The 14292-nt window shown below is 68.0% G+C and carries 15 protein-coding genes; 6 read left to right on the forward strand and 9 right to left on the reverse strand.

The window, feature by feature from the left end:
- Nucleotides 1-20 precede the first annotated feature (20 nt).
- Nucleotides 21-938: a DUF5926 family protein gene (locus NV1_RS02510; protein ID WP_067884945.1), complete on the forward strand. Its 918-nt coding sequence runs from the start codon at nt 21-23 to the stop codon at nt 936-938.
- A gap of 272 nt (nt 939-1210) precedes the next feature.
- Here NV1_RS02510 and NV1_RS02515 read toward each other — a convergent pair whose 3' ends face one another.
- The 3 genes from NV1_RS02515 to NV1_RS02525 form a co-directional block, all read right to left on the reverse strand.
- On the reverse strand, nt 1211-2497 hold the full coding sequence (locus NV1_RS02515) for an LCP family protein (protein WP_084524989.1): 1287 nt from the start codon (nt 2495-2497) through the stop codon (nt 1211-1213).
- 32 nt (nt 2498-2529) lie between these two features.
- Nucleotides 2530-3324, reverse strand: a complete 795-nt coding sequence (locus tag NV1_RS02520) for a CPBP family intramembrane glutamic endopeptidase (RefSeq protein WP_245713518.1) — start codon at nt 3322-3324, stop codon at nt 2530-2532.
- Between the two features lie 182 nt (nt 3325-3506).
- Nucleotides 3507-4271, reverse strand: a complete 765-nt coding sequence (locus tag NV1_RS02525; RefSeq protein ID WP_067884949.1) for a DUF2470 domain-containing protein — start codon at nt 4269-4271, stop codon at nt 3507-3509.
- Nucleotides 4272-4376: 105 nt separating this feature from the next.
- Between NV1_RS02525 and NV1_RS02530 the strand changes: the two genes are divergently transcribed.
- From NV1_RS02530 to NV1_RS02540, 3 genes are read left to right on the forward strand one after another with little or no spacing between them, the layout of a single operon-like run.
- Nucleotides 4377-4817, forward strand: coding sequence for a hypothetical protein (locus NV1_RS02530; protein WP_067884951.1), 441 nt, complete (start codon nt 4377-4379; stop codon nt 4815-4817).
- A 10-nt stretch (nt 4818-4827) separates the two neighbouring features.
- Nucleotides 4828-5748, forward strand: coding sequence for a prephenate dehydratase (pheA, locus tag NV1_RS02535; protein WP_067884953.1), 921 nt, complete (start codon nt 4828-4830; stop codon nt 5746-5748).
- Nucleotides 5745-6419 carry a histidine phosphatase family protein gene (locus tag NV1_RS02540; RefSeq protein ID WP_067884955.1) on the forward strand — a complete coding sequence of 225 codons (675 nt, stop codon included), beginning with the start codon at nt 5745-5747 and terminating at the stop codon, nt 6417-6419. The genes pheA and NV1_RS02540 overlap by 4 nt, the downstream gene beginning before the upstream one ends.
- A 43-nt stretch (nt 6420-6462) precedes the next feature.
- Here the strand turns inward: NV1_RS02540 and NV1_RS46295 are convergent, their stop codons facing one another.
- From NV1_RS46295 to NV1_RS02565, 6 genes are all read right to left on the reverse strand, one after another.
- The gene (locus NV1_RS46295; RefSeq protein ID WP_307627889.1) at nt 6463-6822 is read right to left on the reverse strand and encodes an ESX secretion-associated protein EspG; all 360 of its coding nucleotides are present in this window, start codon (nt 6820-6822) and stop codon (nt 6463-6465) included.
- Nucleotides 6794-7261: an ESX secretion-associated protein EspG gene (locus NV1_RS46300; RefSeq protein WP_281181776.1), complete on the reverse strand. Its 468-nt coding sequence runs from the start codon at nt 7259-7261 to the stop codon at nt 6794-6796. The genes NV1_RS46295 and NV1_RS46300 overlap by 29 nt, the downstream gene beginning before the upstream one ends.
- A gap of 29 nt (nt 7262-7290) precedes the next feature.
- Complete coding sequence (locus NV1_RS02550) at nt 7291-8466, reverse strand: PPE domain-containing protein (RefSeq protein WP_067884957.1); 1176 nt, start codon at nt 8464-8466, stop codon at nt 7291-7293.
- Nucleotides 8467-8509: 43 nt separating this feature from the next.
- The gene (locus NV1_RS02555) at nt 8510-8833 is read right to left on the reverse strand and encodes a PE family protein (RefSeq protein WP_067884959.1); all 324 of its coding nucleotides are present in this window, start codon (nt 8831-8833) and stop codon (nt 8510-8512) included.
- Nucleotides 8834-8998: 165 nt separating this feature from the next.
- On the reverse strand, nt 8999-9352 hold the full coding sequence (locus NV1_RS02560; protein ID WP_067884961.1) for a metallopeptidase family protein: 354 nt from the start codon (nt 9350-9352) through the stop codon (nt 8999-9001).
- A gap of 19 nt (nt 9353-9371) precedes the next feature.
- The gene (locus NV1_RS02565; RefSeq protein ID WP_067884963.1) at nt 9372-10508 is read right to left on the reverse strand and encodes a septum formation family protein; all 1137 of its coding nucleotides are present in this window, start codon (nt 10506-10508) and stop codon (nt 9372-9374) included.
- A 429-nt stretch (nt 10509-10937) separates the two neighbouring features.
- Between NV1_RS02565 and serS the strand changes: the two genes are divergently transcribed.
- Nucleotides 10938-12197: a serine--tRNA ligase gene (gene serS / locus NV1_RS02570; RefSeq protein WP_067884965.1), complete on the forward strand. Its 1260-nt coding sequence runs from the start codon at nt 10938-10940 to the stop codon at nt 12195-12197.
- Between the two features lie 182 nt (nt 12198-12379).
- On the forward strand, nt 12380-14248 hold the full coding sequence (locus NV1_RS02575; protein WP_245713519.1) for a putative bifunctional diguanylate cyclase/phosphodiesterase: 1869 nt from the start codon (nt 12380-12382) through the stop codon (nt 14246-14248).
- Nucleotides 14249-14292: the final 44 nt, after the last annotated feature.

The following is a 14292-nucleotide window of genomic DNA, read 5'->3' on the forward strand; positions in this document are numbered from 1 at the left end:
GCGCTGTAGGTTCTGCGTTCGTGGGTAAGAGTAAGCGGAACAGTCCCAAGCCCGACAGCAACCGGGCCCAGCGTCTCGCCGAGCGGCGAGCCGAGCAAGCCAACCGCGGCGTGACGCGTCCGTTCGCGGGTCTGGCCGCCGAATGCGATCTGGTGGCGCTACGGGAGTTCGTACCGTCGGCGACCGCGACGTTGCCGACCGCACCCGGATTCGCCGCGAAACGTCCGGTGACCCTGGCCACGGTCCTGCCCGGCGCGGTGGCCGCGCTGGTGCGCGCCGCCGCCGAACCGATCGGCTTCGTAGCCGCGCAGGTGCAGTTCCAGTCCGAGAATCCGGCCGCCGATCTGGCCACCGCTATCGCCTGGACGCAGACCACCGAGCCCGGCGAATCGCTGAACAGCGCGGCCGACGCCGACGCGACGGCCGCGCCGCTGACCGAGGTGATCGATCCGAACGCGGCCCTGGACCTGACCGTGCATCAGGACTTCAACTGGTGGGTGCCCGAGGGTGTGCAGCCCGATCCGCAGGTGGCCGCCACCATCGAACAGGCGAATCACGCGATCATGCCCTCGGATCGCCTGCACTTGGACGCCGACGCCATCGGTGCGGCCTGGTGGGTCGACGCGGGGGAGAAGGCGCATCTGCGCTGGGTCCGCCCGGAGGACGAGGACGCGCTGATGCTGGCGCTCGCGCGCCTGCACGCCTCCGGTGGCCTGCACCTCGGTGAGGGTTCCCGCTTCGCCGGTTCGTTCCGCACCCACGGCCTGCTGGTCCCGGTCTTCGATCTGGACCGCGAACGGCATGCCACCGAATGGGTGAAGCCCGCAACGGAATTCGGCGCCCGCCTCGTCGAGGCCCTCGCCTCCGACGCCCCCCTGACCCCGGACGAGCGACGCTCCCGTGACGGGTTGCGCTCGCGTCAGATCACTTTGCGCTGATCCGGTGCACTCGGCGGCCGAATGCTGCGACTTGCGTGGGGTCTCGGTACTCGGCTGAGTGCGTCCGGGTCAGGTTGGGTCGCGCTTGCTGGGACGGTCGTCGATGATGTTGGCCCGCAAGGGATATCGGCTTGCTCAGGTGGGGCCGTTCGTCTCCGGCGGGCTACTGCTTCGGACGAGCGAGGTCGGGCCACGGGGCCGGCTGGGCAGGTGAGCCGCGTCCGTCCACCACGGACTCGGCTCGTCGGCAGCCGGATGTCTACCGGGCCAACTCATTTGGTGAGTAGATCGTCCGGGATCGGCTTGTCGGCGGCGAGGTCGGCGAAGAACTGGCCGGCCTGGGGCTTGTCCCAGAGCAGGACGTTGCCGCTGCCGTCGACGGTTTCGAAACCGCCGATGGGCACGGTCGTCGCGACGGTGTTCGCGTGCAGTGCCCAGGCCAGGCGGCCCAAGGCCCAGATGTGGTCGCCGTTGTCCACCTGCAGTGTGCCGGTGATGCCGGTCGCCAGCGGCCACAGTTTGAACGGGTTGGCCAGGGTGCTCGCGCTGGTCGCCTTCTTCAGCAGGGCCGCGAGGAACATCCGCTGATTGTTCATCCGGTCCAGATCCGCGCGCGGGGTCGCGCGGGTGCGCACGAATCCGAGGGCTTGCGGGCCGCTCAGATGCTGGCAGCCCGCGGGCAGGTGGAGCCCGGCCTTCGGGTCATTGATCGCATTCGGCAGACACATATCGATACCGCCGACCGCGTCCACCATATTCGCGAAGCCGCCGAAGCCGATCTTCGCGAAATGGTCGATATGCAGACCGGTCGCGGTTTCCACGGTCTGAGTCAGCAGTTTCGGGCCGCCCTCCGCGAAGGCCGCATTCAATTTGTCGCGACCGTGGCCGGGAATGGGCACATAGGAATCGCGCGGAAGGCTGACGATGGTGGTCGAGCCCGACTGCGGAATGTGCACCAACATGATGGTGTCGCTGCGCTCACCGCCCGCATCGGCCGCATCGCCGGTGGACAGCTGCTGTTCCTGCGCCTGGGTCATCCCTTCGCGACTGTCCGAACCGGTGAGCAGCCAATTGGTTCCGGCGGTCTGCCCCACACGTCCGGAGTAGGCGGCCAGCGCGTCGATTCGGTGCAGCGAACTGTCCAGATAGATCCCGGCCGCGATCGGTGTGATGATCAGCACCAGCAACAACGCCAGAAACCAACGCCCCCAATGCCGCCTGCGGCGCACCCCGGGTTGACGCGGCGGAGGCTTGCGACGTCGCGTGGGTGGGAGGGGCGCAGGCGGCGACCCGTCCTGATACGGCACGGGGCGCTGCGGCGGGGCCCAACCCCGATCCGGCCCCGGCCGCGGACCGCGGCCACGCGGCGGCGGAGGAGGAGACTGCGGACCACCTTCCGACCAGGCCAGCGGGGGTTGTCTTCCGTCCCGGCGCATGACCTGGGTGGGTTCGATTCGCGGCGGATCACCCGGCGTCGGGGGTCGCCCACCGGGGCCCTGCGGCGGCACCCGGCGCATCCGTGGATCCCGCGGATCGTACGGGGGTCGCTCGCGGTTCATCTCCGCGATAGTAACGGGAGAAGCTGTGTGTTTCAGGGGAGCCAGGTGACATGGCCGTGCAGCAAGGTGTAACCGATATAGGCGACCGAGTCGATTGTGGCGTGCGCCACTATCAATGGCCACAGTCGATTGGTGCGCTGCCAGAACCCGCCGAAGATCAAGCCCATCACCAGATTCCCCAAGCCGCCGCCGAGGCCCTGGTAGAGGTGATAGCTCCCGCGCAGCAGGGCCGAGGCGAGCAGGGACCGGTTCGGCGACCAATCCAGTTGCCGCAGTCGGGTGATCAGATATGCCACCACGATCAGCTCCTCGGCCACGGCATTGGCCACGGCCGACAGGATCAGCGCGGGCAGCCGCCACCAGTGATCGCCCAGGGAACTGGGCACGATGGTGACGCTCAATCCGAGTGCGTGCGCGATCAGATACAGACCGAGGCCCGGTAGCCCGATCACGGCCGCGAGCACGAGCGCGGGAACGACGTCGCGACGCAGGCGAATTCGCGCCAGGCCGATGAGTCGCAATCCGAATCCGCTGCGCCACAACAGATACAGTCCCAGCGCACCCCAACCCGCCAACCGCAGCACGCTCAACAGCTGGAACAGCAGATCGATGGTCGACTGCGTGGCCCGCGACGGATTCAGCGCCACCGACTGCCCGCCGATCCCACCCGGCGCCAGCGCACTTTCCAGCAGCGACAGCGCCGCACTGGCTCCGCTCAGCCCGAAGGTGACGACCAGAACGACCACAATCTCGATCCGGATCGCCCGCCGCTCCCCGTTGGAGGCGGGCACGGGCCACACCGGAACAGCATCAGCAGCCGAATTCACTCCGCCAATCTAATCCGGGCGCGCACGCCCTGGCCTTCGCCCAGGGCGCAAACGCGCAGCGGTGACCGGCCCCCGCGAGAATCACCGATCGTCACCGCGGTTGCGCGGGTCTGCGCCTCCCGGTTCCTCCGGCGTTCCGATTTCCGGACCGCGATGCTGCCCGGCGTGGCGTCCCGAGCCGGCTACATCCGGCGCATGCCGTGCAGGAATGGGCAGCCGACGAGGATTCGAACTGCGCGACTGAGGGATTGGATGTCCTCGACCGGGGTCTGGAAGGGCAGGCGCACGTCGTGGTCCTCCTCGTCGGTCTCGATGCGCAGGCTGATGCCGTAGCGATCGATCGCGAGGGGGTGGATCGCGCCGCCGCGCAGGCGGGTCGGCAGGTGTCGGGCGAGCTGGGCGACGACGTCGGCGTGGTCGGCGTCCATATGCTGCAGCCAGGCCGCCTCGAGCTCCCAGAACGGGTCGGGTCGCGCCTCGCGCAGATCCGCATGGCAGACCGATTCCGCGCCGGTCGAATCCGCCAGCACCGCGGAATTGATCATCAGGCGCAACAGGGTCGTGGTGTGCCCGACGTCGAGCAGGGCCGGATGCGGGTGGTCCTCGGCGACGGCCGAGGCGAGCAGGCGCTGTGTCCCGGCCGGGACCGTGCGCACGCGCCCGCGCAGCCAGACCAGCGCCCGCACCGGCTCGCGCAACGGCAGCGGCGTGCGATCGGTGAGTTCGAGTACGGCCTGGACGCCACCCGCACCACCGCGCGCCGCGGCGGCGACCGCGGGTGAGCCCATCGGCACCGCGACCACGGCGTCACCGCACTGGCGCAGGTGGTGGACCGTGATGGTCGCCGGGTCGATTCCGGGCAGGGCCAGCATCGCGTGATCGGCATGTGCGCAGGCGTTGCGGATCCGTTCGGCGGTCGATGGCGCGAGGGTCGGATTCGGTCGCATGCATTACCTCCAGGGCTGGTCCCGGCCACGGCATATCAGTTAGGTAAACCTAAGCTAAGTGAATATGGCCGGTTGTGCAAGCATTTCGATCGCTACGGTGGAAATGTGCCGCACGATTCCACCGCCGCCGAACCGGTTCCGCTGACGTTGTCCATGCCCGCCGCATCCCGGGCCGATCTGGCGGAAGGGCTGGTCCGGCCACCGTCGGAGGTTCCCGAAGCGCCGGTGCTGGACGCCGGACTGCCCGATGTTCAGGTGGCCGAATTCCTCGTCGTGGCCGCGCACTCCGCCGGCGGATTCATCGCTCGCACCGATTCCGGGGAACGGGCCGTGGGCGTCGTCGCCGCGACGGTCGCCGCGCTCTGCGGCGAGGACATCCGCCGCGCACTGATTCGTCCGGACCTGGAGTTCCTGCGCGGCCTGGGACCGGCGGCGGTGGAGGCGCTGCGCGGTGTGCTGCTCGCGATCGAGTCCGAAACGCCGGACGCCGTCGTGAAAGCCCTGGAAGTGCTGCAAACTCCGAGCCCACCGGCAACCGGTCGGTAATGTCGTATCCGTGCCGCGTATCGCCTATTTCGGACCATCGGGAACGTTCACCGAGATGGCCCTGGTCCAGCTCGAGTCCACCGGTGTCTTCGACGAGCCGGTCGAACGGGTCGCCGCGACCAGTCAGGGTGCGGCGCTGGAGCTGATCCGGGCCGGTGCGGTCGAGGGTGCGGTGGTACCGATCGAGAGTTCGGTGGAGGGTTCGATCTCGCCGACGCTCGATGCGCTCGCTCTCGGGCCGCGGCTGCAGATCGTGGCCGAGACCGAACTCGACGTCGCCTTCACGATCGTCGGCCGGCCGGGCGTCGCACTCGACGACGTGCGCACCGTCGCCGCGTATCCGGTTGCGGCGGCCCAGGTTCGGGGCTGGCTGGACGGGCATCTGCCGCAGGCCGCGATGTACACCTCGGCCTCCAATGCCGCGGCCGCGGAGGACGTCGTGGCCGGACATGCCGATGCGGCCGTATCGACCACATTGGCCGCGGAACGGCTCGGGCTGGCGGCACTGGCATCCGGAGTGGCCGATCATGATCAGGCGGTCACGCGATTCGTCCTGGTCACCCGGCCGCGGCAGGCCCCGCCGCGCACCGGCGCGGACCGAACCTCGCTGGTCGTGCTGGAACTGGCCAACGAACCGGGTTCGCTGATGCGGGTATTCGCCGAATTCGCCACGCGCGGAGTCGATCTGACCCGTATCGAATCCCGGCCCACCCGCACCGGGATGGGTACGTACCGGTTCTACCTGGACTGCGTCGGTCATATCGACGACATCGCGGTTGCCGAGGCGCTCAAGGCATTACACCGCACCGCGGGGCGGATCCGCTTCCTCGGTTCCTGGCCCGCGTGCTCGCCCACCGGGGCGCCGCCGCCGCCCGACGAACCCGCCTCGGCATGGCTGGCAGATCTGAAGAAGGGAACGGCCGACCTATGAGCGGCAGACTCGTTCTGGTGCGGCACGGTGAGACCGAGGGGAATGTCGCCAAAATTCTCGATACCAAGGTGCCGGGTCGACCGCTGACCGAACGCGGTGTGGCACAGGCGAAAGCGTTCGGCGCCGCACTGGCCGCACCGCCGCGCAAACTGTTCTGCTCGCACGCGCTGCGGGCACGGCAGACCGCACAGCACATCGAATCGGTGACCGGGGTGCCCGCGCAGGCGCTCGATGGCCTGTCCGAGGTATTCGTCGGTGAGCTGGAGGGAAGCGATTCCGAAGCGGCGCACGAACTCTTCCAGACGACCTACAGATCCTGGCATCTGGGCGAATTGGATCGGCGGGTGCCCGGCGGCGAATCCGGCCACGATGTACTCGACCGGTATCTGCCTGTGCTGGAAGAGCTTCGGCGCACCTATCTGTCCTGGGGCGAAGACGGCGACATCCTGGTGGTCAGCCACGGCGCGGCCATGCGGCTGGTCGGTATGACCCTGGGTGGTGTAACCCCGCCGTTCACCACGAACAACCATCTCGACAACACCGAGACCATCGAGCTGCTACCGCGTTACGCCGGAACCGAATTCCTGTCCTGGGAATGCACGCGCTGGGGCCGGTTCACCCCTCCGTTCCTGTACGAGGCCGAGCCGGACACCGACAATCCGATGGGCTGAGCACCCACGGGATACACCGGATGCGGGCGCGCTCGAACCGGATTCAGATCGCGCCCGCGGGTGGATTGAATTCCGCCCGCAGCGGGAGCTTGTCGATGAGGTCCTTGATGGCCGTGCGCAGCCGCCCGGCGGTGCCCGTCGCCAGCGAGGTCCACTGCACGTCGTCCTCGGAGCGGGTGGTGGTCGTGATGAACCGGCCGTTGCGGGTGTTGAAGACGGCGATCGCGCCATCCGCGATATCGCGGCTGCCGTCACCGTAGATCACGCCCACGATCGAGGCGTGCGAGGGCACCTCGACCAATGCCGCGGCCAGGGTCTGCGCATCCCGGGGCGGGCGGCCCACCCGGCTCAGCCGCTGTGCGGTGGCATTGCTGTCACCGGCGTCGCCGAGAATGGGTTGCAGTTCCTCGGTGAGTACGGTTCATACCGTCGAGTTCGAGCGGATCGGCCGGGCCGAGTGCGGCGAGGATGGTGCCGGGCAGGTCGTGCGAGGCCTCGCTGATGACGTAGGTGTCGGGCCCACGCAGGGCGACGACCTCCATCTCGTCACCCTTGGCGATGCACATCCGATTCACCAGCTCACCGACGTACCAGCGCACGGCGATGGCCCAGTGCGGCCGGTCGAGTGCCCGCAGCCGGTCTTCCAGATCCCGGTGAACGAATTCACCGTCCAGAAGATCGCGCGCCGCGAGCGACTCGGCGGCCGCATCGAACGCCTCTTTGCGACGGACGTCCGTGTCGTACCGGGCGAAAGTGTCCAGTACGACCGGAACCTGGCTGATCTGCAATTTATCCAGCAGGAATTGCATCTCGTCCAGTGTCAGCACGACAGATTCGAGCATGGCCCCACCCCGTCCGGCGCCGAGAACCGTCACCTAGCGGACTCCGCATTGGGATCGCCGCCGATGACACCCGCCGCGATGATCCGGCCGTCGTTGAAGTATTCGCCGTGTACCAGTTCGTTCTTGTGCTGGAGATCCTCGTCGTCCTCTTCGACCTGGTTGCCCAGCAACGGATTTCCGCTGCTGACCGGACGGGTCGAGGCGGGTTGGGTGGCATTGGCGCTCGTCGGAGCGGTCGGCGCGACCTCGGGCACATTGGCGGTCGGGAAGTTGGTGCCCAGCCCGGCGCCCCAGCCCTCCGGGATCTGCAAATTGCCCGCGCCGTTACCGATGCCGACCGAGCCGCCGCCCGCGAAGGACACCGCCCGCGTGGCGATGGCGCCGCCGCCGAGACCACCGAGTCCGCCGATCATGGTCGTGGACATGCCCGGAGAGGCGGTGGAAGTGGTGGTGGCCGCGGAGATCGTGCTGCCGACGGCATCACCGACGGTCGGCACGGCCGAGGTGGCCACGGATCCGGCGACGCCCGCGACCTGGGTCGCGGCATCGGTGCCGCCCGGGCTGGACACCGCCGCCTGCGCGGCGGAGAACGCGTTGGCGACCGGGTTGACATCGGCCTGCACGGCCTGGGCGACATCCAGTGCGCCGCCGACGGTTCCGGCGCCGACCGCGATCGGCGGCGGCATCATGAAGGCGGCGGGGGTGGCGACCATCAGCGACGTCGCGGCCTCGTAGGTCTCCATCACCAGTGCGGCGCGGATCTGCACCTCCAGATAGGCGGCCTCCGCGGCCTCACCGGCGCCACAGAGGTCACCGCCGGTGGTGTGCGCCGCGACGCGGGCGGCATCGACGGCCGCGATCTCCGGCGGGCTCGGCATGACCAGCGAGGCAACGGTATAGGCGGTCGCGTTCGCGGCGGCTTTGGCGCCCATCGCGGCGGCCATCGCGGTCTGCTCGCCGCACCAGCCGGTGAAGGCGGTGAGCTGGGCCATCGCGGCGATACCGTTGATACCCAGCAGGCCGACGCCCAGTTCGGCCATCACGCGGGTGAGCGTCGCGGTGGCGTCGGTCCACGCCGCGGTCAGACCCGCCCAGGCGGTACCCGCGGCCGCGATCGGGACCGCATGCGCACCGAGATTCAGCGTGGCCGAGTTGATTTCGGCCGGACGGGCTTCCCAGACCACGCCGGTGATTCCAGCAACCATTGTTCTTTTCCCCTGTGGTCGACGTTGAAGTAGTGGTCTCGGGTCAGAGCTCGAGTGCGGTCTGGACGGCGGTGATGCCCGCTGCGCGGACGGCGTCCTGCGCGGCGTACTCGGCTACCTGGATCCGCAATGTCTGAGCGGCATTCCGCAATTCGACGATGCCCTGCGCGATCGACGCGTCGTGGGTGACCGCGCCCTCGTTGAAATGGTTGGCGGCCACGAGGGAGACCTCTTCGGCGCCCGACGGGATGACATGGGTGGCAGGTGCGCTCAGCCCCTGGGCCGCGGCAAGTCGATCGGCCAGCAGGTCGAGCTCACCGGCGGCCGCGAGCACAATTTCGGCGTCGACGTGAACGAGATCTACCATGACTCGAACTCCTTCTGGTGGCAGCTAGTCAACTGTAGGACCGGCACGGGCCGCCCCTTCGGTGGAACCACGAGAATTCCCCCTACGAGTTCTTGGACGCGGTGACCCGCGATCCGGTTCCCTCGAGTCCGAAGTTTACGGGTTCGAATCCCCCCGCGGACAGGACTATCCCCATCCCAGCTCATGCAGCCGGGCTTCGTCAATGCCGAAATAGTGGGCCATCTCATGAATTACGGTGATCGCCACCTCGTTCACAACCTGCTCAGCGGTATCGCAGATGCCGAGAATGGGTTCCCGGAAGATCGTGACGGTGTCCGGCAGTGCGCCGCCGTACTGGCTATCGATTCGATCCGTCAGGGCGATGCCCTGGTAGAGACCGAGCAGATGCGGATCCTCCGGATTGCGCGATTCGATCAGCACCACCACGTTATCGATGGCCCGGGTGAGCTCGGGCGGGATCAGATCCAGTGCGTCACCGACCAATTCCTCGAACCGCTCCGGTGACATCGATACGCTCATCGCGACCGGTCCCGCGGACTCACCGGACCGGCGGGGCCGCGCCGGGCAGCGGGGCGGGGGTGGACCGGCCGGTATTCGGCGGCGGCACCGGAGCCTGGCCGTCGATGAGGATATTGCCCTTGGCCGATCCGGTGATCGAGGAGAACCCGTCCTTGGTGCCCTTGCCCACCAGGCAATTCAGCTTGTGACTGCCCACCAGCCAACTGCGGGCGTCGATGTTGTCCCAGAAGATGGTGAGCGTCTTGTTGATCAGAGCCTTCGGCCCGCCGAGGTAGGAATCCGCGACGCGCGAGCACTGATCCTGCATGTATTTGTCCTGATCGGCGTTCGCGGGCGTGCCGCTGCCGAACTGCTGGCCCAGATCGACGCTCGACATCACCTCGTAGGCATGGGGTTCGGAGCAGTCGACCGGTTCGTTGGTCGGCAGGTTCTGATTGATGCCGATGCAGATGCCGGAATCGAAGATGCGCGACTGATCGCTGTCGCGCACCCGCCCGACGGTCTGCTGGGTGGCGTTTCCGGTGGCGCTGACCAGTTGCAGTCCGCAGCGCACCGTGCGGTCACCCTTGTTCCACGCGGGCTCGCCGGGATTGATCATGCCGACCACGAAACGTCCGCGCGGGTCCAGGCGTCCGCCCAGATAGGCCTGTGCCGCGGTGGCACAGTGCTCGTCCCGCAGTTCGGCGAAACGCAGTGAGTCCGGGAAGCGGGTGCCCGGACCGAATTCACGGCCCGGATAGTCGCTCAGATCGATGTCGGCGGTGACCTCGAACAGATGCTTGTCCGCGCAATTGACCTTCGACAGATCCAGGGTCTTGGTATTGGTCCAGGTCAGGCAGTCGCCCGACCTCGCGGTACCGAATACCGAATTATTGCGGCCGGCCGGGCCCCCGCCACCCGGATCGCGCGCCTCGAGGCCGTGCGAGGAGCGGAATCCGGAGATGGACAGCGTCACGATGGCCGCGACCAGTGCACCCACGGCGACCGCCAGCAGCCCCCACCGCATCTTGTGCGCGGGCAGATGTACCCGCCTGCCCGCGTTCGGCGCGGCCGGGTCCGGCTCGGCGGCGGTGTCGTCCCACTCGGAAGCCGACTCGGCCCACTCGGGGTCGGGTCCGTTCTCGGGTGCGCGCGCGGGCGCATGTTCGGAGGACATCGCGGTCCATCATGGCACGGTGCCTTCGGCCTCCGCTTCGCTGCGGTATTTTCCGCCTGCGCTTCGCTCCGGTGTGTCAGCGGCCCCCGAAGTCGCACTGTTCGGCCCCGTGCCGGGCACTCGTGCTTGCGACCGCTACGCGTCCGAGCGGCGAGACGGCCCGCGAACTGTGTCCGATTGCCGCCGCTGCGTTCCGGCTGTTCGCGGCCCCTTCGGGTCTCGCCCGTCGGCCGTGTGCCGGGCAAGCGTTCCTCGCGCCCGCTACGCGTCCGAGCGGCGAGACGGGCGGCGAACCTCGGAGTAGGCGTAGTGCGAGGTCATGGAGCCGGGTGTTCGGCGCGTCTGCGTTCGATCGGTTGTCGCCGGTGTTCGCGAGGGGGTGCGGACCTGCGGAATATGGGTGGACTCGGCCCGATAGGCTTGGTCCTCATGATCGACCTCCGATTCCTGCGTGAGCAGCCCGATGTCGTCCGCGCGTCACAGCGGGCGCGGGGTGAGGACCCGGCGTTGGTGGACGCCCTGCTCGAGGCCGACGCCGCGCGGCGTGCCGCGGTGGCGAACGCCGACTCCCTGCGCGCCGAGCAGAAGGCGCTGGGCAGGAAGGTCGGCAAGGCGTCCCCGGACGAGCGGCCGAATCTGCTGGCGCACGGGCAGGAGTTGTCGGCGAAGGTCAAGGAGGCCGAGGCGGCGGAGCACGCCGCGAACGCCGAACTCGATGTCGCGCAGCGCGCGCTGTCGAACGTCGTGCAGGACGGCGCGCCCGCGGGCGGCGAGGACGATTTCATCCTGCTCGAAACCGTCGGTAGCGCACCCGAATTCGATTTCGCCCCGAAGGACCATCTGGAGCTGGGCGAATCGCTCGGGCTGATCGATATGGAGCGCGGGGCGAAGGTGTCCGGCGCGCGGTTCTACTTCCTGACCGGATACGGCGCGCTGCTGCAGCTGGGCCTGTTGCAGCTGGCCGTGCAGCGCGCCACCGCCAACGGGTTCACCATGATGATCCCGCCGGTGCTGGTGCGTCCGGAGGTCATGGCGGGCACCGGCTTCCTGGGGCAGCACGCCGCGGAGATCTACCGGCTCGAGGAAGACGACCTGTATCTGGTCGGCACCTCGGAGGTTCCGCTGGCGGGCTACCACTCGGGCGAGATCCTGGATCTGTCGGCCGGGCCCAAGCGCTACGCGGGCTGGTCGTCGTGTTTCCGCAGGGAGGCGGGCAGCTACGGCAAGGACACCCGCGGCATCATCCGGGTGCATCAGTTCGACAAGGTCGAGATGTTCGTCTACTGCAAGCCCGAGGACGCCGACGCCGAACATCGGCGTCTGCTCGGCTGGGAGAGGGAGATGCTCGCCGCACTGGAGGTGCCGTATCGGGTGATCGATGTGGCCGCCGGTGATCTGGGCAGCTCCGCGGCGCGCAAATTCGACTGCGAGGCCTGGGTTCCCACCCAGCAGACCTATCGGGAACTCACTTCGACCTCGAATTGCACCACGTTCCAGGCGCGTCGGCTGTCGGTGCGGTACCGCGACGAGAACGGCAAACCGCAGATCGCCGCGACCCTGAACGGCACGCTGGCCACCACACGCTGGATCGTGGCCCTGCTGGAGAACCACCAGCGGGCAGACGGGTCGGTGCGGGTGCCCGAGGCATTGGTGCCGTTCGTCGGTAAGGAGATCTTGGAGCCGGTCTAGGGTACGAGGTCACCTACCTCCGGGAATCGGTAGCTAATGATTTGCGAACGAATTCGAAAGAGCGCCCGCATTTTCCGACTCGCCGGGGGAAACCGGGGATGTGGGGATCAAGAGCAGACTTTGCTCGGCGATTCCTGCGGATGTGACGACTGCCCGGGACAACTGTGTCTAGGCTAGGGACCGTGCGCGGAATCGGCTCGCGCGTCGATACCCGGACGCGGGTGCGGACGGTTTCGGCGCTGGCGACGGCAAGAGTGATGGCTCGGACCACCGGGGCGTTCTATGTCATGGGCGGGGCACTCGGTCTGTTGCTGACCGCGATAGCCCCGGGCTCGGAAGGTAACCGGCCGCTGGTGGGCGCGGCCGCCGCGGTGGCAGTGCTGCTGGGCGTGAGCCTGCTGATCTGGGGCCCGCGGCTGCCGCACTCGATCCATCACGGCTACGTCGCCCTCGCGACGGTGCTGGTGACGATCGCGGTGCACTGGTTCCCCAATACCGTCGGGGCGATCGGGCTTTCCGCGTTCTACGTGTTCGTCGCCTGCGATGCCGCGATCTTCTTCGGCTGGCGATGGGTCGCCGCCCATGTGACGTTCGCGGTGCTGCTGTGCCTGTGGGTGGTCCCCTCGCGAGAGCTGCCGTGGTGGGCGGGAGTGATTCCGGCCGGGGTGACCGTTGGGGCCGGCATCGTGGTGGGCATTCTGACCCGAATGGCCTCGGACGCCGATATCGATGTGCTCACCGGATTGCTCAATCGGCGCGGATTCGATCGCACGCTGAGCGATGCGATCGTGCACGCCGCGCGCAGCGGTCAGGGACTCGCACTGGTTTTGGTGGATCTGGACCGTTTTCAGAAGATCAACGACCATCTCGGTCATCGCGCGGGTGATGCGGTCCTGCAGCGCGTGGCCGATACCTGGTCGAAACTGCTCGCCCCGGATCAGCAGCTGGCCCGGTACGGCGGTGACGCCTTCGCCCTGCTGTTGCCCAACACCACCGAACAGGCCGCGATTCTGCTCACCGAGCAGCTGCGGGCCGCGGTCACCACCGGATGTTCCGCGGGCGTGACCTCCTGGCAGTCCGGCGAATCCGGATCGCTGCTGGTGAGTCGCGCGGACGTCGGCCTCTACCGGGCCAAGCAGGCCGGTCGCAATCGGACCGTGCTGGAGTCCTCCCGGCAGCTGCCGCTGGCGGTGGAGTTGCGCGAGGCCATCGATAAGGGCGCGCTGGATGTGCACTACCAGCCGATCGTGAGCCTGAGCGAAGACGGTGCGGGCCGGGCGGTCGGGGTGGAGGCGCTGCTGCGCTGGTCCTCGAGCGCGCAGCCGGATGTCACCACCGAGGGGCTGATCCGCGTTGCCGAGGAATACGACCTCATCGCCGATCTGGACGAGCTGGTGCTGCGCCGGGCCTGTGCCGATGCCGCCCGCCTGCAGGAGACCTTCGCCCAGCTCGATCTGACTCTGAACGTCAATGTGAGCGGCCTGGAACTGGCCGAATCCGATTATGCCGACCGGGTTTCGAACATTCTGACCGATACCGGCTGGCCCGCGGATCAGCTCGTGCTGGAGGTCACCGAGAGTGAGCTGGCGGCCGAATCCCAGACGGCCATCGGCAATCTCAGCACGTTGCGCGAACGCGGCGTGCGCATCGCCATCGACGATTTCGGCACCGGATATTCCTCGCTGAGCCGCCTGGCCACCATTCCCAGCGACATCCTGAAGGTGGACCAGTCCTTCGTCGCGGCGATCCGCTCCGATTCCCCGGCCCCGCCGCTGCTGGGAGTCATTGCGGCACTGAGCCGATCGCTGGATCTGCAGGTCATCGCCGAGGGCGTGGAGACCGAATATCAGGCCGCGGTGCTCACCGAACTCGGTTTCGCGCTCGCGCAGGGATATCACTACAGCGATTCGCATCCGGTGGCCGATCTCATCCACGACCTGAACGATCAGCACGGTCTGGTCGGCGCGGGCGTGCCCGATCACGAATTCTCGGCCAACGGCTGGATTCCGATGGAGACCGGCCACGATTCGGGAGCCTTCGGCGGCGAGTAGCGGGGCGGATCATCTTCCCGGCGTGGTCGTTCAGCGGGATATCG

This window comes from Nocardia vaccinii NBRC 15922 (assembly GCF_001613305.1).
GTDB classification, from domain to species: domain Bacteria; phylum Actinomycetota; class Actinomycetes; order Mycobacteriales; family Mycobacteriaceae; genus Nocardia; species Nocardia vaccinii.

What these genes read in the sequence shown, in the direction of transcription:
- NV1_RS02555 (WP_067884959.1), bottom strand. Translation starts at nt 8,833, where the DNA reads ATGGTAGATCTCGTTCACGTCGACGCCGAAATTGTGCTCGCGGCCGCC.
- NV1_RS02525 (WP_067884949.1), bottom strand. Translation starts at nt 4,271, where the DNA reads ATGCGACCGAATCCGACCCTCGCGCCATCGACCGCCGAACGGATCCGC.
- NV1_RS02560 (WP_067884961.1), bottom strand. Translation starts at nt 9,352, where the DNA reads ATGAGCGTATCGATGTCACCGGAGCGGTTCGAGGAATTGGTCGGTGAC.
- serS (WP_067884965.1), top strand. Translation starts at nt 10,938, where the DNA reads ATGATCGACCTCCGATTCCTGCGTGAGCAGCCCGATGTCGTCCGCGCG.
- NV1_RS46300 (WP_281181776.1), bottom strand. Translation starts at nt 7,261, where the DNA reads ATGCTCGAATCTGTCGTGCTGACACTGGACGAGATGCAATTCCTGCTG.
- NV1_RS02565 (WP_067884963.1), bottom strand. Translation starts at nt 10,508, where the DNA reads ATGTCCTCCGAACATGCGCCCGCGCGCGCACCCGAGAACGGACCCGAC.
- NV1_RS02515 (WP_084524989.1), bottom strand. Translation starts at nt 2,497, where the DNA reads ATGAACCGCGAGCGACCCCCGTACGATCCGCGGGATCCACGGATGCGC.
- NV1_RS02540 (WP_067884955.1), top strand. Translation starts at nt 5,745, where the DNA reads ATGAGCGGCAGACTCGTTCTGGTGCGGCACGGTGAGACCGAGGGGAAT.
- NV1_RS02550 (WP_067884957.1), bottom strand. Translation starts at nt 8,466, where the DNA reads ATGGTTGCTGGAATCACCGGCGTGGTCTGGGAAGCCCGTCCGGCCGAA.